Here is a 15,945-nt window from a genome sequence, read left to right on the forward strand (position 1 = left end):
CCCCGCTATCGCCTGGCAGTCGGGAGGCGAAGGGGCGCGGCAATGGATTCCGCAGTACCGCCAATCTCTTTGGCGCAGCGTTTGATCGCCAGCAGTGCCTGATCAAAACAAGAGTCTGAACAAGGAGTGTGGGCCTTGTCCTTACGGAATGCGTGTGGTGCCGCCGTCTCCGCGGTCGCGGTCGCGGCGGGAATCTTGACGGCAACCGGCCAGCCCATTGCCTCTGCGGCGCCGACCGATTGCCCCGACCTGTATGTGGTGGCCGTACCGGGCACCTGGGAGACCTCCAATGAGGATCCCCATCAGGGGATGCTGTCGCAGGTGACCCGGGGACTACCCGGCAATGTGCGCACCGACTATGTGAGTTATGCGGCCACGGCGATGCCGTGGGAGGGCCAGGTCTACGGCCGGTCCAAGCGTGAAGGTGTCGACAATGCGCGCCAACTGGTCTCCGGGATGGCGAACCTGTGCGGCGCAACCAAAATCGCCCTGCTCGGTTACAGCCAAGGCGCGGATGCGGCGGGCGATCTGGCCGCCGAGATCGGCACCGGGCTGGGCACCATCCGGCCCGAGCGGGTGGCGGCGGTCGGGCTGATCGCCGATCCGCGCCGCTCACCCACCGATGATCTGGTGGGTCCGCCGGTGCCCGGTGTGGGTGCGGCGGGCACCCGGGCCGGTGGTTTCGGCTGGCTCAGCTCGAAGGTGCGGACCTTCTGCGCCGAGGGCGATCTGTACTGCTCGCTCGCCAGGGATGATCTGGCCGGTCGCCTCGCCGGGCTGGCGACGCAGCTGTCCGCGCCGGATGTGCTCCAAATCGGCAGCTACCTCCTCAATCTGCAATCGATTCTGAGTGAGGCGCTGATGCCGGGCTATACGGCGTTCATGGACGCCGCGCCCGACAACCCGCCGAGTGAGCAGTGGGTGAAGCAGCTCCAGGCGTTCCTCAAGTCCGGGGCGCATCAGTCGTATCCGCGCTATGTGGTGGATAACGATGGCAATACCGCGACCTCATGGCTGCACGGCTGGCTGGCGGGTATCGCGGGCGGACATTCCTGACGGACAGCATTTTTCGGGAGTATCTGGAAAAGGGCCGGGGCCCGTCACCATCATGGTGACGGGCCCCGGTTCTTGTGCGAGTCAGCTCTGCGGCGTGCAGTTGTACTGCGGGCGGCCGTTCAGGTTGTCCCAGAACTTCAGTGGCTCCTGGATCAGCTGGCCGATGGTCGCCCGATCCGGGATGGTGACGCACAGGCTCGGCCCATTCGGCCCCTGCGGCGCGTACTCGGTGGCCACCGCACGGGACAAATGCGGCATGGGCTTCAGCAGTGCGTCGCACGAGCTTTGGTTCTTGTCCGCGCGGCCGTAGCAGTTGAACCAATTCACGGCATAGCTGGTGGAGATGGCAGCCGACCACACGCCGCGCGGTACGCCCGGCCAGTTGATGTTGTCGCCGTGGCTGCCGCCCTCGTAGGACATCCACATGAGCGGCTGATCGGTGAGCCGCTTGCCGAGCATCTCGTCATAGAGCTGCTTGGTGCCGACCGGTCCGTCGGTGGTATCGAAGACCGGATTCGCGAAGGGCAGCAGGCCGTGCGCGAACAGGCCCGGGATATCGAAGTCCGCCGTCTGCATCTGGTAAGGCACATCGGCATCGCCGGGACCGGTGAAGCCGGAGAGCCCCACCACCGACGAAACCCGCGGCAGCGGACGCCCATCCGCGCCATGCCCGATCTTCTGCCAGTGCAGGTAGGCGGTCGCGCCGACCGATCCGAGCGATTGCCCCCACAGATTGATGTGGTCGGCATCCATCAGATCGATCCACGGATTGCGGACGTTCTCGCCCACCGGCTCGTAGTACGAATTGCGCCGCACCAGCCGCGGCACGCTCACGCCGGGCACCGTGACATCACCGAGCGGCAGCTTGATGATGTTCGCGAGCTCATTGTTCAGATCCATGATGGGCGTGATGTCGTCCTGCACGATCCAGCGCGTCATGTCCTGAACATCCAGGCAGGAGCCCGGCGACACGCAATACGGCACGCCGAGCAGCGGCGTGAACGGATCGGCGATGTCGCCCTCCGACCCGGTATTGCCCGCCTGGTCGTAGCTGACGCCGATGAATCCGTTCCGCACACCGGATTCGATGTACATGGCCAAGTCGAGTTGGCGTTCGGCCGCACCGGGACTCGCCAGCGTGACCGGATACTTCTGCCCCGAGGTCTCCGCACCCTCGGGCAGCCACACCTTGGCAATCATCTTCATGCCGCGCGAGTCGACGACCTTCGTCTTGTACACGGTCCCGAGCTTGAAGTCCGCGCCCGGTGTATCCCCGGCCACGCAACTGCCGTCCCGCACTTCGAAATCCACGGTGCCGCCGATATCGATGCACGGGTAGCGGAACTTGGCGGAGGTGGGCGCGTCCGGGCTGTAATCGTCGTCGAGCATCATGTCGGCGTCCGCACCGGGCAATCCCGGCGTATCGGCCATTCCGAACACGCCATTGGCGTTCCAGTCCGGCAGATAGTCGGGATTCGGTGGGAACCCCGCGCTGAACGGGGGCAGATGAAGCACCGCGTCGATCAGGGTCTGCGCCGCGACCTGCGCTTGGCGCGCACCGTCGGGACCGTCGTAGGTCCGCGGATCGAGGATCTTCTGGAACGGCTCGGTGAGGTGTTTGGCATTCGTGAGAATGCCCGCCTTCACGAAATAGTCGAGCATGCCCGGGCGGCTCAGGTCGAAGGCCGGACCGGTGAGGATATCGAGGACCTCGGTCAGCGGATACATGTAATCGATGGCGGGCTCGGCCGGTTCGGCGAAGGCGGGCGGCGCGGCCGGCCCGCTCGCGAACATCATGGCGGCGACACCGACCGCGGATGCGGCCAGCGTGAAACGGTGACGCGGCAAGGGAACCCCTCATCATCGAGCGCATGTCTGGTTACCCATAACGGTAGGGATTGTCTGGGACAAAGCGTTACGACACCGTCGGCCAGCTGATTGACAGAAACCGCCGCGGTCGAGCTGACCGCAGCGGTCAATCATCTGGCCGCCGCCGCCCTGTTCCGCACCCCATCCGCCGGGCCATCGTGACGACACCTCGTGTGGAAGGTTTGTGATTTGAAGCGGACATCACTGTCGATTTTCGCGCTGGCGGTCGCCGCGTCCGTCATCCCGGCGTTCGTCGCACCCGGCACCGCGAGCGCGGCCGAACCCTGGTTCGGCGCACCCGCGAACCCCGCGTACTTCGGCGGCCTCGCCAATGGCGAAGGCTCACAGACCGTCGCCTCCGGCGATTTCGACGGCGACGGCAAGCAAGATGTGGCGGTCAGTAATTTCCTCGATGCGGTGGTCATCTTTCACGGCAATGGCGACGGCACGCTGACCAAGACTCAAGAGGTCAAGACCGGTCTCGTCGCGACCGGCGCGACCGCGGGCGACCTCACCGGCGATGGGCGTCCGGACCTGGTGGTCACCAATGGAATCGGCACCGTGTCCGTGCTCGTCAATGACGGCCATGGGCAGTTCCGCAAGGCCACCGATCTGCAAGGCGCGGGTGTGCCGGGCGGGATAGCTCCGGTCGGTTCGGTGATCGCGGACTTCGACGGCGACGGCATCAATGACATCGCCATCGACAATCTCATCGCAGCGCCCTACGGCATCACTCTCGTCCGAGGCCACGGCGACGGCACCTTCGATCCGCCGCGCCAGGTCTTGGCGGGCATTTTCCGCTCGATCATTCTGGTCGGCGATCTCAATCACGATGGCGCGGTGGACCTGGTCACCGCCGATGCCGGACAGCCGTGGCTGCTGTACTCGCTCATCAATGACGGTCATGGCAATTTCGACACCCGTATCGACACCTTCACTCACCTCACCGCCGAGGATATGAAGCTGGTTGACGTGGACGGCGACGGCAACCTGGATGTGGTGTCCGCCAACGCCTTCACCTTCGGTTTCTCGGTTTTCCGGGGCCACGGCGATGGCACGTTCGATCTCTGGCCCACCGAGGTGCTGACCGGTTTCGCGCCCACCGGCATCGAGGCCGCCGATTTCGACGGTGACGGCAAGGTCGATATCGGCGTGCTCGATTACCTGCCCGGCACCGTGAAGATCTACCGCAATAACGGCAATCTGAACTTCTCCTATGTCGAGGAGCATCAGGCCGCGACCGGCGGCCAGGCTCTGTTCGCCGTCGATCTGCACGGCACCGGCCGCCCCGATCTGCTGGCCATGAGCTCCTTCGACGCTCAGATCGCCATCCTGCCCAACCGGACTCGATGAGGACAATGACCTTGCGCCCCTGGACTATTCCCGTCATCGCGACCACTACGGTGCTGTCAGCGACTGCGATCCTGACCATCAATGCCCCGCATGCCATCGGCGCGACGTCCGCCGGATGCTTCGCCGCTCCGGTGCATTACCCGGGCACCATCTTCACCTCGGGTGGTTCCGGAAATACCTTGGCCGCAGCCGATTTCGATGGCGACGGCAAGTCGGACCTGGCCGTCACCGATGTGGCGGGCCTGGGCATCAATATCCTGCACGGCAATGGCGATGGCAGTTTCGCCTTCCCCTATCGCGCCTACACCGAGCCGGGCGCGTACGCGGTCACCGTCGGCGACTTCAATGGCGATGGCGCACCAGATCTGGTGGTGGCCAATGAGGTGCTCGGCACCATGTCGATCGCACTCAATGACGGGCACGGCGGATTCGGTTTCCGCAGTATCCAATTCGCGTGGCAGGTGGTGCCGCAGGGTCTGGCCGTCGCCGATTTCGATGGGGACGGCAAGCTCGATGTGGCGGTCGCGGGTGCGCCGAATGTGCAGGTGTTCTACGGGAATGGCGATGGCACCATGCGCCAGGGTCCGGCGAATCTGATTCCCGGCGTTCCGGGCGCGGTGCAGGCGGGGGATCTGAACCATGACGGCAAGCCGGATCTGGTGGTGGGCCTGTCCCCCGGTAAGGCGGGCGTCTTGCTCAATAATGGCGACGGCACCTTCGGCGGGTATCGCATGCAGGAGTTCGGCCTCGTCACCGAGATGGTGAATCTGGCCGACTTCAATGGCGATGGCAATCTCGACATCGTCACCTCGAACCTGCTCACCTTCGACGAGTCGGTCATGCTCGGCAATGGCGACGGCACCTTCCGTCCGTCCACCTCGACCTTCACCTGGGACCTCCCCGAAGGCATGGTCGCGGGAGACGTTGACGACGATGGCATTCCGGATATTGTCACGGCCAATGCCGTGTCCTCCGGGGTGAACATCCTGCACGGCAATGGCGACGGCACCTTCGTCCAAACTGCCCGGCACCAAGTGCTTCCCGCGCCGCAGAGTCCGGTGATTGCCGACTTCGATGGCGATGGCCTGCCCGATATCGCGGTCGCGTCCTCGGCTCTGATCGGAGTCTCTGTGCTGATCAATCATCCCTGTCTACACTGAGGGTACTGACTCAGACAGTAGACGGAGGCGTCCGATGACCGCACCGGAACGAGAGCAGGCTCGCCTGCCCGGCCGACCCGACCACGAGGTGGTCGTGATCGGCGCGGGGCCCAGCGGCATCGTCGCGGGAATCAAGTTGAAGCGGGCCGGGATCGACGATTTCGTGATCCTCGATCGGGCCGGGGACCTGGGCGGCACCTGGCGTGATTACTGCTATCCCGGTATCGCCGTGGATGTTCCGGTGCCCTGGTACGAGTACTCCTTCGCACGCAATCGCGAATGGTCGCGGCTGTTTCCCGAGGGATACGAGATCAATGCGTATCACCATCGGGTGGCCCACGAGCACGGGCTGGACCCGCATTTCCGATTCCATACCGAGGTGCTGCGCCAGGTCTGGGACGACAGCGGGCATTTCTGGCGGTTGCACCTGGCCGACGGGAAGACGCTCACCTGCCGATTCCTGATCACGGCGGTGGGTGCGTTCGTCGATGTCAATGACCCTCGAATCCCCGGTGCGGCAGACTTTTCCGGCCGGATCCTGCGGCCCGCGCGTTGGGACCCCGACTTCGACTACAGCGGGAAGCGGGTCGCTGTGGTGGGCACCGGCGCGTGCGCCATTCAGATCGTGCCGGGGATGGCGCGAACAGCCGCCGCACTCACCGTCTATCAGCGCACACCGTCGTATTGCTGGCCGCGCCCGGACTTTCCGCTGCCCAAGTGGCTGGCCGGTGCGATGGGTTCCAAGCCCTTCGGCCGGGCCATGGACGCGGGTGGCTTCGCGGTGCTCGACCTCGGCATCTACGGCCTCACCCATCTCCCCAATCCCGTCATGGCACCGGGCATGAAGGCCGTCGATTGGGCCACCAAACGCGCCTATCGCGCCTACCTCGCGCTCATGTTTCCCGACCGTCCCGAGTTGCGCTCGGCTCTCGCGCCCGCCTACGGCGTGATCGGCAAGCGCCCCACGGCTTCCAACACGTATCTCCAAGCGTTCCGGAAGTCGAACGTGGAACTGGTGGCCGAGCCGATCGAACGGATCACCGACACGGGCATCGTCTCGGCCGACGGCCTCGAGCGGGAATTCGATGTCCTCGTCCTCGCCACCGGGCAGCAGGTTTTCAGCGATCCCGAGTACTACAAGCCCGGAATGATCGTCGGCCGCGATGGTTTCGACCTCGGTGAGTTCTATGCCGAGCACGGTCTGCAAGCCTATGAAAGCGCTGCTGTTCCCGGCATTCCCAATCGCTGGATGATCTCCGGACCATACTCGTGGGGCCACTCCCTGCATCCGATGGCCGAGAATGTCGCCTACCACGCGGCCCGTGCCATTGCCGCCGCCCGGGAGCGTGGCGCGACGTTGGTCGAGGTCCGTCGCGAGGTCCACGACGCCTATCACGCAACGGTTCTCGGCCGTGGCGAGAACATCCACTACTACTTCAAGGATCTCAATCGCGGCCTGCGCACCTATTACATCAATTCCCAAGGTCAGATGGCCGCCCTGCGCCGCACCAGCAATATCGGTCTGATGGTCCGCAGCATGCGCGCGCCGCTGGCGGGCTATCGCTGCGAAACCATTGCGGTGCAGCAGGGTTCGACGCCGCTGCGTCAGGCGGCGCGGTAGGCCCTGGCCGAGGTCACCGCGTCGATGAAGCTCGCGATCACCGTGACGGCTTGACGAGCCTCCGGCAGGACATCGCTGATGGCCTGGAATACGTGCATCTGCCGGTCCCAGATCTGTAGGTGGCAGCGCACTTTCGCAGCGGCCAGCCGCTCGGCCATGAGTTCGGCGTCGGCGCGCAAGACCTCGGTCGAGCTGACTTGAATCAGCACGGGCGGCAATCCGGAGAGCTCGGCGTTCACCGCGCCGAGGGCCGGTTCGAGGACGCGATTCGCCACCCAGCGATCGACGACCTCGGCCAGGCGGTGCGACACCATGGGATCCATACGGAATGTCGGGTGGGCACGTTTGCGCGCATGGTCGAAATCCAGCCATGGTGACAGCAGGACCAGGCCCGCCGGGACCGGAAGTCCGGCGTCGCGTGCGCTGAGGGCGGCCTGTACTGCCATTTGCGCACCGCCTGAATCCCCGCTCACCACAATCCGATTCGCGGGAATGCCCTGGTCCAGCAGCCAGCGGTAGGCGGTACCCGCATCGGACAGCGTCTCTCGTAGGGTGGCGCGCGGGAGCAGTCGGAAGCCGGGCAGGAACACGCGAGTTCCGGTGAGAGCGGACAGGTTCGAGGCCACGCGCCGATAGGTCCTGCGACCACCCAACCGCAGTCCGCCACCATGAAAATGCAGCAGGACCGGCGCGAATTCGCTGGTGCCACGGGCGATCACCCAGTCGGCGTCGAACGGCCCGAGGCGCTCCCGCCGCACCCTCGTTCCGCGTCGAGGCGGTAGCAGCACGCCTGCGATATCGGTGAAATCCGCTGCGGGCAGATCGCGGTCCGGCATCGCCCGCTGCCACCACACCAGCATTGCCTCCAACGGTCGCAACACCCGCAGCCCCTGGTCGATCAGCAGCGTGAGCGGGGAGGCTCCCGGTATGGACTCGATGACGAGAGCGTCCTCGCGGTAGTCGATTTCGGCCACTTTGGGCGGCAGTGTGGACATTCGCATTCACTCCTGACCAGACTATTGATCACTGTCCCAGACAGATCTAACCTAGTGTGACACCCGCCATTGCGCGGGTCGAGTCCATGGCGGCCTCGAAACCAGCCGCCGATGCGTTCGAAAGGCCTGGCATGGTTGGCAGCACGGCGAACGGGAAGACGTCCGCAGCTAAAACAGCAACGGCAAATTCGAGACCGGATCATGAGGTGGCGGTCATCGGTGCGGGGCCCGGCGGGATCGCGGCCGGGGTGAAGCTGAAGAAAGCGGGCGTCACCGATTTTGTGATCATCGAGCGCGCCGACGAGGTGGGCGGCAGCTGGAACGAGAATCACTACCCGGGGCTGGAAGTCGATATTCCCTCGATCGCATATCAGTACTCGTTCGCGCGAAACCCCAACTGGAGCAGGCTGTTCGCGCCGGGCGCGGAGGTGAAGCAGTACCACATCGACGTCGCACGCCGGTTCGGTCTGTACCCGCACATCCGGTTCAATACCGCGGTGGCCGGCGAGGAGTGGGACGAGACCAACCACCGCTGGAACCTGCATCTCGAAGGCGGCGGGGTGATTACCGCGCGGTTCGTCGTCAGCGCGGTCGGCGCGTTCATCAGTCCCAAGCAGGATCCCGGGATTCCCGGGCTGCCCGACTACCAGGGCAAACTCCAGCGGCCGTCCGACTGGGATCACGAGTATGACCTCACCGGCAAGCGTGTCGCCATTATCGGTACGGGTGCGAGTTCGGTGCAGATCACGCCGTCCATCGCGGGGCAGGTCGCCACGCTGTCGGTGTTCCAGCGGACTCCGGTGTGGTGCATTCCCAAGCCCAATCCGAAGATTCCGGCCGCGGTGAAGGCGGTCCTGCATACCCCGGGGTTGCAGGCCGCCACGCACGGCGCGGTGCTGGTCGTCATCGACGGGCTGCTGCGGGTGATGTCGAATGCACCGATGGCCGTGGTACGACCCACCATGCGCACCGTGGACGCCGCCGCGATTCGCGGCTACAAGGGCCTGCTGCGGCTCATGGTCAAGGACCCGCAGACCCGCGCCGGGCTGACACCCAATTACGGCCCGATCGCCAAGCGCCCCACCGCGAATACCGGCTATCTGCTCAGCTTCAATCGCGACAATGTCGAACTGGTCACCACCCCGATCGAACGCTTCACCGAGCAGGGCCTGCGCACCACCGATGGCGAGGAGCACGCATTCGACATGATCGTGCTGGCCACCGGGTACAACGTGTTCTCCGATCCGGAGACCTACACGCCCGGGATGGTGGTCGGCCGTGAAGGCCTCGACCTGGGCAAGTTCTATACCGAACATGGCTTGCAGGCGTACGAAAGCGTCTCGCTGCCAAGCTTGCCCAATCGCTGGACGCTGGTCGGCCCGTACTCGTGGTCCGGCAGCGGCTGGCATGCCTTCGTGGAGATGACCGCCGATCATGCGGTGCGCGCCATCTCCGAGGCTCGCCGCCGGGGCGCGACGTTCGTGGCCATCCGGCAGGACGTGCAGGACGAGTACCACCGCAAGATCTACGCCCACGGTGAGGCGATGCGCTTCTACCTGGCCGAACTCAATGCGCATGTGCCGACGTACTACCGCAATTCGCAGGGCGACAGCACCTATATCCGCCCGAGCGGATTCTTCCGGGCGCGGCGCGGGCACCGCCGGTTCCCGTTCTCCGATTATCAGTTCGAGGTGCTGCGGCCGGTAATCGCGAAGGCGAAGACCAATGGTTCCAAAACGAAGTCCACCAGGCGCGCTCGCACCGGTGCCTGATTTTGCTCGACAAGGAAGTTGAGTCCTGCGATGGAACTGCCGAAGTCCCTTCGAATCGCGCTCGGCGCAAGCAGTTACGGCATCAGCGACCGGCGGCTGTCCCCGGCGGTCGCCGGAAAGGTAATCCTGGTGACGGGGGCGTCGTCGGGCGTCGGCCGCGCCACGGCGAAACGATTGGCGGGCAATGGCGCGACGGTGATCGCCGTCGCCCGTCGACAGGCGCTGCTCGAGGAATTGCGCGACGAGGTCGCCGACTCCCCCGGCACGATTCATCCCTATCCCACCGATCTCACCGATATCGACGCCTGCGCCGAGCTGGTGCGACGGGTCCTGGCCGACCACGGTTTCGTTGATGTGTTCGTCAATAATGCGGGCCGTTCGATTCGCCGCTGGCTGACGGATTCGGTGGATCGCTGGGACAACTTCGACGAAACCACCATGGTCAACTATCTGGGTCCGGTGCGGCTCGTCATGAGCCTGCTGCCGTCCATGCGCGCCCGGCATCGGGGTCACATCGTGAATGTGAGCACCGCGGGCGTGCACGCGCCTGCGGTCGGCTGGACCAATTACATCGCCACCAAGGCGGCGTTCAATGCCTGGATGCGCGGAGCCGCACCGGAATTGCGGGCGGACGGGATCACCTCGACCGCCATCCATTTGCAGTTGGTGCGCTCGGACATGCTCGGTCCGTATCGGATGTGGCGGTACACCCCGGGCAATACGCCGGAAGAGGCGGCGAGCGTGGTGTGCCGGGCCATTGTCGATCGGCCGCTCGCGATCCGGCCGTGGTTCGAAAGGGCCGGTGCGCCAATGCTTTATGCACTGGACAGTTCTCGCACCGCCCAGCGGGCCCTGACCTTGTACGCGAAGGCCGGGAACTGGAACAACCGGCCGGTCGACTCGGCTCCATTGCTGCGGGGCTTCGAGACCGCCGCCAATCTGCTCGACGATATGGTCACCATCGCGAGCTGGCTGCCCGACAGTGGCGTACTGAATCTGGTGCCGCCCACCAGGATTCCGCAGCTGGCATTGTCCTTGCGTGGCGGAGTCGGGCTGTCCACGGTGCTCGCGTCGTTCGCCGCAAGGTTCCCGGACCGGCCCGCGATCATCGACGATTACGGGTCGATCACCGCCGCCGAACTGCATTCCCGGGTGGAGCGGCTGGCGGCAGCCATGCGCTCGCGCTGGGGCATTCGGCGCGGCGATCGAGTCGGCGTGCTGTGCCGCAATCATCGCGGCTTCGCCGAGGGGATCTACGCCGCCGCCCGGTTGTCGGCCGATATCGTGCCGCTCAACTACGGATTCGCGGGCCCGCAGATCGGTGAGGTATTGCAGCGCGAACACGTAGACGTGCTGCTCTACGACGCCGAATTCCACACCGAGATAGAGAAATCCGGTTACGAGGGCCGCCGCGTCATAGTGCGCGGCAGCTCGGGCGAGCTGCCGACGGTCGAGGAATTGATCGCCGAGGGTGGTGCTCCCGTGCGCGCACCCGCGTACGGCAGTGCGATTGTCATACTCACCGGCGGCACCACCGGCGTGCCGAAGGGCGCACCCCGCCAGCTCGGTATTCGGGAAGCGATTCCGATGGTCGCGGGACTGCATCCGAAGATGGTGCTCGCCCTCTCGGATGTGGCCAAGTTCCAGCCGATTCCGCGCCTCGGCGGTCCGATGATCGTGGCCCCGCCGCTGCATCACGCCTATGGCTTCTTCGCATTGCTGGGCACGTTCCTCCTGGGTTCGACGGCGATCGTGCACGAGAAGTTCGATGCCGAACAGGTTTTGGCCGATATCGAACGCCACAGTGTGCACATCGCCTGCCTGGTGCCGACCATGGTGAAGCGCATCATGGATCTGCCGCCAGAGGTGCGGGGCAACTACAAGACCGACAGCCTGCAAGCGGTTCCGTGTGGGGCCGCTCCCCTGCCGCCGTGGCTGGCGATCGCGTTCATGGACGAGTTCGGTGATGTGCTGTTCAACGGCTACGCCTCCACCGAGACCGGCGTCGGAGCGATGGCGACCCCGGCGGATCTACGCGCCGCGCCCGGCACGGTCGGCAAGCCGCCGACCGGTGTGGTGGATATCCGCATCATCGACGATCAGGGCCGGGAGCTGCCTGCCGGGACCAGCGGCCGGATCATCAATAAGAACCCGATCCTGTTCCGCGGCTACAGCGATGGCAAGAACAAGACCATGTTCGGAAAGTACATGGACTCCGGCGATGTCGGGCATTTCGATGCCGAGGGACGGCTGTTCATCGACGGCCGCTCCGACGACATGATCCTGTCCGGCGGCGAGAACGTCTTCCCGCAGGAGGTGGAGGACGCGCTGCTGGCGCACGCGGCCGTCGCCGACGCGGGGGCCATCGGCGTGCCCGACGAGGACTTCGGGCAGCGACTGGCCGCGGCCATTGTGCTCAAGGACGGTGCGCGGACCACGGCCGACGAATTGAAAGCCCACGTCAAGACCACCCTGGCCAATTACAAGGTGCCGCGCGACGTCGTCTTCGTTCCCGAACTGCCACGCACCACGGCGGGAAAGCTTCGGCGGCAACAGCTTCCGGAGGTCATTGCGCAGGCCAGCCCCTCATCCGATATCGAACCGAACGACACCGCAGAGGCGACAGCACCATGACCACTTTCCGAACCGACGGAAGCAACAAGACGACGGCACAGGGCAAGTCGGCCCCGGCGCGGGCCGATGCCACCGCATCCTTTGTTCCCGCCCATATCTCGGATCTGATCAAGCCGCCGCCGCTCATGCAGCGCCTGGACGATCGCATCAGTGAGCTCCCGGCACCGGTGCCGCAACTGTGGGCGGTGCGCATGTGGGTGCACGCCGTCGGAAGCACCGGGATCACCGCGGTTCAGGTGGGGCACATGCTCTTCCGTGACCAGCTCATCGCGCTGCTGGCGCAGTGGGGTGTGCCGCAGGACCGACTCGCGGGCTTCCGCGAACAGCACGAACGGCTCTTCGGGGCCTTCTATGACCGGGCCCGCAACGCCCACTGGTACATCTGACCCGCCTTCCGAGACCCGAGGTTTCCTTCATGAACTCCCCCAACGGTTCCCGTATCACTCCCCAATACGACGTTGTCATAATCGGTGCCGGGCTCGGCGGTATCGGCGCGGGTGTCGCGCTGCGCCGGGCCGGCGTCGAGGACTTCCTGATCGTCGACAAGTGGGACAAGGTCGGCGGCACCTGGCTGGCCAATACCTATCCCGGTGTGGCGGTGGATGTTCCGTCGCCGGTGTACAACTTCTCCTTCCAGCCGCGGTCGAAGTGGTCCCGATTCTTCGCGCCCGGCGTCGAGATTCAGCGCTACGCCGAGGAAGTGGTCGATAAGCAGGGTCTGCGCGGCAAGCTCCGGCTCGGCGCGGGCGCGACGAAGGCCGCCTTCGACGAGGCCGATGACCTGTGGCGGATCACCCTCGAGAATGGCGACGTGGTCACCGCGCGGTTCGTGATCGGCGCGGTGGGCGGGCTGGAGCAGCCCAATAATCCGCCAATCCCGGGGATCGAGGACTACACCGGCAAGATCATGCACAGCTCCCGCTGGGATCACGGCTACGACTACACCGGCAAGCGGGTGGCCGTGATCGGCACCGGGGCCACCGCCCTACAGGCGATTCCCGAACTGGCCAAAGCGGTTTCGCACCTCGCGGTGTACCAGCGGCGGGCCATTTGGATCGGGCCGAAACCGGATTTCCCGATGGGGCCCGTGCTCAATACCGTGCTCAACTTCTCGCCGCTACAGAAGACCGTTCGCTTCGCGGGCAATGTGGGCGTGAATGTCGGGCTCGGGGCGGGCCTGGCTGCGTCCAACTATCCGCGGCTGACCTCGGTCGGGCTCACCATCGGTGAGACGGCACTGAAGGGCTTCCTGTTCACGCAGGTGCGCGATCGCGAACTGCGGCGCAAGCTCACCCCCGACTATCGACTCGGCTGCAAGCGGCCGTCGGTGTCGAACGCCTACTTCAAGACGTTCACCCAGCCGCACGTGGATCTGATCACCGACAGCATCGAACGGTTCACGCCGACCGGCATTGTCACCACCGACGGCACCGAGCACGACTTCGACATGGTGGTGTGCGCGACCGGGTTCAAGGTGATGGAGAAGGGCTACACCCCGCCGTATCCGATCTACGGGCGCGACGGCGTGGAACTCGGCGAGTTCTGGGACGAGAACCGCTACCAGGCGTATCAGGGCGTCTCGATGCCGCGCTTCCCCAATGCGTTCCTGATCACCGGGCCGTATGGCTACGCGCCGGGTTCCTACATTCCGCTCATCGAATCGACGGCGGCGCACGCCGCACGTGCCATCAAGGAGGCCCGCCGACGCGGCGCGACTCGAGTGGAAGTGCGCCAGGAGCCGCACGACAAGTACTTCGAGCGCATGTATCGCCGCGCCAAGCAGACTCACCTGTTCTCCCAGGGCTGCGTCACGTCGAATACCTACTACATCAACTACCAGGGCGACGGTGCCGCGTTCCGGCCGTCGACACAACTCGAAATGTACTGGGAGAACCGGCATTTCCCCCTCGATGACTACCGGTACACGACCTCCCAGCCGCTGGTCGTGACCGGGAACGGTCACGCCGACGACGCACTCACCCCCGTGCACTGACCCGGTTACGAAGGAACATCCAACATGGCTCTCCCCAAACCTGCCGACGACATCCAGGTGATCGTCACCGGCGCGGCCTCCGGCATCGGCAAGGAGATCGCGCGCGAGCTCGCCGCTCGCGGTTATCACCTGTCGCTGGCCGATCTCCAGGATTCACTCGGTGCCGTCGCCGAGGAATTGCGTGCCCAGCATGTCGAGGTGGACGAATACCGGCTGGACCTCACCGATGCCGCGGCCCGGCAGGCGTTCATCGACAAGGTGCAGGCCGGACCGCGCGCCGTGGCCGGGGTGTGCAATGTGGCCGGGCTCATTTCGGCCGGGCGATTCGACCAGATGAGCCTGGCGCGGGAACGCATCCTCGTGGATGTCAGTACCAGTGCGCTGCACCATCTCACGGGCGCATTCCTGCCCGGGATGCGGGAGCGGGGCGAGGGCGCGTTCCTGAACGTATCCTCCCCCGCCGGGGTAATGCCGCTGCCCTATGTGGCGTCATACTCGGCAGCGAAATCATTCGTCATCTACTTCTCCATGGCATTGCACGAGGAGTTACGCGGCAGTGGAATCTCTTGCACCACACTGATTCCCGGCATCACCAAAACACCCCTGGCCTACGGAATCGAGGAAACCAGCTTCCTACCCGACTGGGTATGGAATCTCCCGATGTTCCACGAACCCGCACCAACCGCCCGCAAAGGCGTAGAGGCAATGATGAAAGGCCGCCGCGCCGCAGCCGCCGGACCCGACGCCTGGGCCACCCTCGCCGGACGATACCTCCCACCGAGCGTGGCCATGCCCGCCCTCCGCCTGATCGGCGCACTCGCTTTCCCCGCCGACTACGAAACCCTCGGCCGCAGAACCCGATCCATCCTCGAACGCATCGGCCACCGCACCGGCGGCGCCTCCTACGCCGACAAACCCAAGGCCTGGTGAAGAAACTCGAAGCCTCCACCACGACTTGACCTGAACCGCGCTTCAGGTTCTACCGTCGCCGTATGACGTACTCCGAAGCCGAACGCAACTACCTGGCCACTCAGAACCTGGCCCGCCTCGCCACCGTAAGCCCGTCCGGCACCCCGCAGATCGTCCCCGTCGGGTACCAACTCAATCCCGACGGCACCATCGATATCGGCGGGCCCACCCCCACCGCCGCCCGATACCGCAATGTGCGAAGCAATCCGAACGTGAGCATCGTGATCGATGACATGACGCCTGATGACCCGAAGGAAGTAAAGCCGGGATGGGGGCGTGGAGTGGAGATTCGGGGTATTGCCGAAATCCTCACGGTCGAGGTGCCGCCCGTGGCGCCGGACTGGTTCTCCAAGGAGATCATCCGAATCCGGCCCCGGCGCATTCGCAGCTGGCACATCGACCCGGCCAATCCGGATGGGGTTGTCCGGGACGTTCAGTGAGGTTGTTGTGAAGAAGGCAATAGTCTGAATATCCACAGATCAGATGCTGTTTTCCCTTCTCCTACTTGATCATTCGCTATAGA

12 protein-coding genes are annotated in these 15,945 nt (G+C 65.0%); 10 read left to right on the top strand and 2 right to left on the bottom strand.

Going from position 1 to position 15,945, the window contains the following annotated elements:
• Positions 1 to 135 precede the first annotated feature (135 nt).
• Positions 136 to 1,056, top strand: coding sequence for a cutinase family protein (locus AB0N05_RS34195; RefSeq protein ID WP_364701787.1), 921 nt, complete (start codon positions 136 to 138; stop codon positions 1,054 to 1,056).
• 81 nt (positions 1,057 to 1,137) lie between these two features.
• Here AB0N05_RS34195 and AB0N05_RS34200 read toward each other — a convergent pair whose 3' ends face one another.
• The gene (locus AB0N05_RS34200; protein ID WP_364701790.1) at positions 1,138 to 2,904 is read right to left on the bottom strand and encodes a hypothetical protein; all 1,767 of its coding nucleotides are present in this window, start codon (positions 2,902 to 2,904) and stop codon (positions 1,138 to 1,140) included.
• Positions 2,905 to 3,114: 210 nt separating this feature from the next.
• Here AB0N05_RS34200 and AB0N05_RS34205 point away from each other — a divergent pair, with 210 nt between their 5' ends.
• The 3 genes from AB0N05_RS34205 to AB0N05_RS34215 are packed head-to-tail and all read left to right on the top strand — an operon-like array spanning position 3,115 to position 7,059.
• Positions 3,115 to 4,278: a VCBS repeat-containing protein gene (locus tag AB0N05_RS34205; protein ID WP_364701793.1), complete on the top strand. Its 1,164-nt coding sequence runs from the start codon at positions 3,115 to 3,117 to the stop codon at positions 4,276 to 4,278.
• Positions 4,279 to 4,283: 5 nt separating this feature from the next.
• Positions 4,284 to 5,438: a VCBS repeat-containing protein gene (locus AB0N05_RS34210; RefSeq protein ID WP_364701796.1), complete on the top strand. Its 1,155-nt coding sequence runs from the start codon at positions 4,284 to 4,286 to the stop codon at positions 5,436 to 5,438.
• 34 nt (positions 5,439 to 5,472) lie between these two features.
• Positions 5,473 to 7,059 (top strand): NAD(P)/FAD-dependent oxidoreductase, encoded by a 1,587-nt coding sequence (locus tag AB0N05_RS34215; RefSeq protein WP_364701799.1) that lies wholly within the window; start codon positions 5,473 to 5,475, stop codon positions 7,057 to 7,059.
• Here the strand turns inward: AB0N05_RS34215 and AB0N05_RS34220 are convergent.
• A complete protein-coding gene (locus tag AB0N05_RS34220; protein WP_364701802.1) occupies positions 7,044 to 8,054 on the bottom strand; it encodes an alpha/beta hydrolase in 1,011 nt (336 codons plus the stop codon). The two genes, AB0N05_RS34215 and AB0N05_RS34220, sit on opposite strands and share 16 nt — an antisense overlap.
• A gap of 131 nt (positions 8,055 to 8,185) precedes the next feature.
• On the opposite strand from AB0N05_RS34220, the gene AB0N05_RS34225 reads away from it, so the two are divergent.
• The 6 genes from AB0N05_RS34225 to AB0N05_RS34250 all read left to right on the top strand — a co-directional run bounded on the left by AB0N05_RS34225 (position 8,186) and on the right by AB0N05_RS34250 (position 15,862).
• A complete protein-coding gene (locus AB0N05_RS34225; protein WP_364702498.1) occupies positions 8,186 to 9,826 on the top strand; it encodes an NAD(P)/FAD-dependent oxidoreductase in 1,641 nt (546 codons plus the stop codon).
• A 30-nt stretch (positions 9,827 to 9,856) separates the two neighbouring features.
• Complete coding sequence (locus AB0N05_RS34230; protein WP_364701805.1) at positions 9,857 to 12,460, top strand: SDR family NAD(P)-dependent oxidoreductase; 2,604 nt, start codon at positions 9,857 to 9,859, stop codon at positions 12,458 to 12,460.
• Entirely contained in the window at positions 12,457 to 12,846 is a 390-nt protein-coding gene (locus tag AB0N05_RS34235; RefSeq protein WP_364701808.1) for a hypothetical protein, read from the top strand. Before AB0N05_RS34230 ends, AB0N05_RS34235 begins: the two co-directional genes overlap by 4 nt.
• A 29-nt stretch (positions 12,847 to 12,875) precedes the next feature.
• On the top strand, positions 12,876 to 14,453 hold the full coding sequence (locus AB0N05_RS34240) for an NAD(P)/FAD-dependent oxidoreductase (protein ID WP_364701811.1): 1,578 nt from the start codon (positions 12,876 to 12,878) through the stop codon (positions 14,451 to 14,453).
• A gap of 24 nt (positions 14,454 to 14,477) precedes the next feature.
• On the top strand, positions 14,478 to 15,383 hold the full coding sequence (locus tag AB0N05_RS34245; RefSeq protein WP_364701813.1) for an SDR family NAD(P)-dependent oxidoreductase: 906 nt from the start codon (positions 14,478 to 14,480) through the stop codon (positions 15,381 to 15,383).
• Between the two features lie 62 nt (positions 15,384 to 15,445).
• The gene (locus AB0N05_RS34250; protein WP_364701816.1) at positions 15,446 to 15,862 is read left to right on the top strand and encodes a PPOX class F420-dependent oxidoreductase; all 417 of its coding nucleotides are present in this window, start codon (positions 15,446 to 15,448) and stop codon (positions 15,860 to 15,862) included.
• Positions 15,863 to 15,945 lie beyond the last annotated feature (83 nt).

The sequence above is a fragment of the Nocardia sp. NPDC051030 genome, from assembly GCF_040683015.1.
In the GTDB taxonomy this organism is placed as follows: domain Bacteria; phylum Actinomycetota; class Actinomycetes; order Mycobacteriales; family Mycobacteriaceae; genus Nocardia.

Bases quoted from the DNA above. Each gene is read 5' to 3' on its own strand.
- AB0N05_RS34245 (WP_364701813.1), top strand. From the start codon at position 14,478: ATGGCTCTCCCCAAACCTGCCGACGACATCCAGGTGATCGTCACCGGC.
- AB0N05_RS34220 (WP_364701802.1), bottom strand. From the start codon at position 8,054: ATGTCCACACTGCCGCCCAAAGTGGCCGAAATCGACTACCGCGAGGAC.
- AB0N05_RS34215 (WP_364701799.1), top strand. From the start codon at position 5,473: ATGACCGCACCGGAACGAGAGCAGGCTCGCCTGCCCGGCCGACCCGAC.
- AB0N05_RS34210 (WP_364701796.1), top strand. From the start codon at position 4,284: ATGACCTTGCGCCCCTGGACTATTCCCGTCATCGCGACCACTACGGTG.
- AB0N05_RS34225 (WP_364702498.1), top strand. From the start codon at position 8,186: ATGGTTGGCAGCACGGCGAACGGGAAGACGTCCGCAGCTAAAACAGCA.
- AB0N05_RS34230 (WP_364701805.1), top strand. From the start codon at position 9,857: ATGGAACTGCCGAAGTCCCTTCGAATCGCGCTCGGCGCAAGCAGTTAC.
- AB0N05_RS34240 (WP_364701811.1), top strand. From the start codon at position 12,876: ATGAACTCCCCCAACGGTTCCCGTATCACTCCCCAATACGACGTTGTC.
- AB0N05_RS34235 (WP_364701808.1), top strand. From the start codon at position 12,457: ATGACCACTTTCCGAACCGACGGAAGCAACAAGACGACGGCACAGGGC.
- AB0N05_RS34250 (WP_364701816.1), top strand. From the start codon at position 15,446: ATGACGTACTCCGAAGCCGAACGCAACTACCTGGCCACTCAGAACCTG.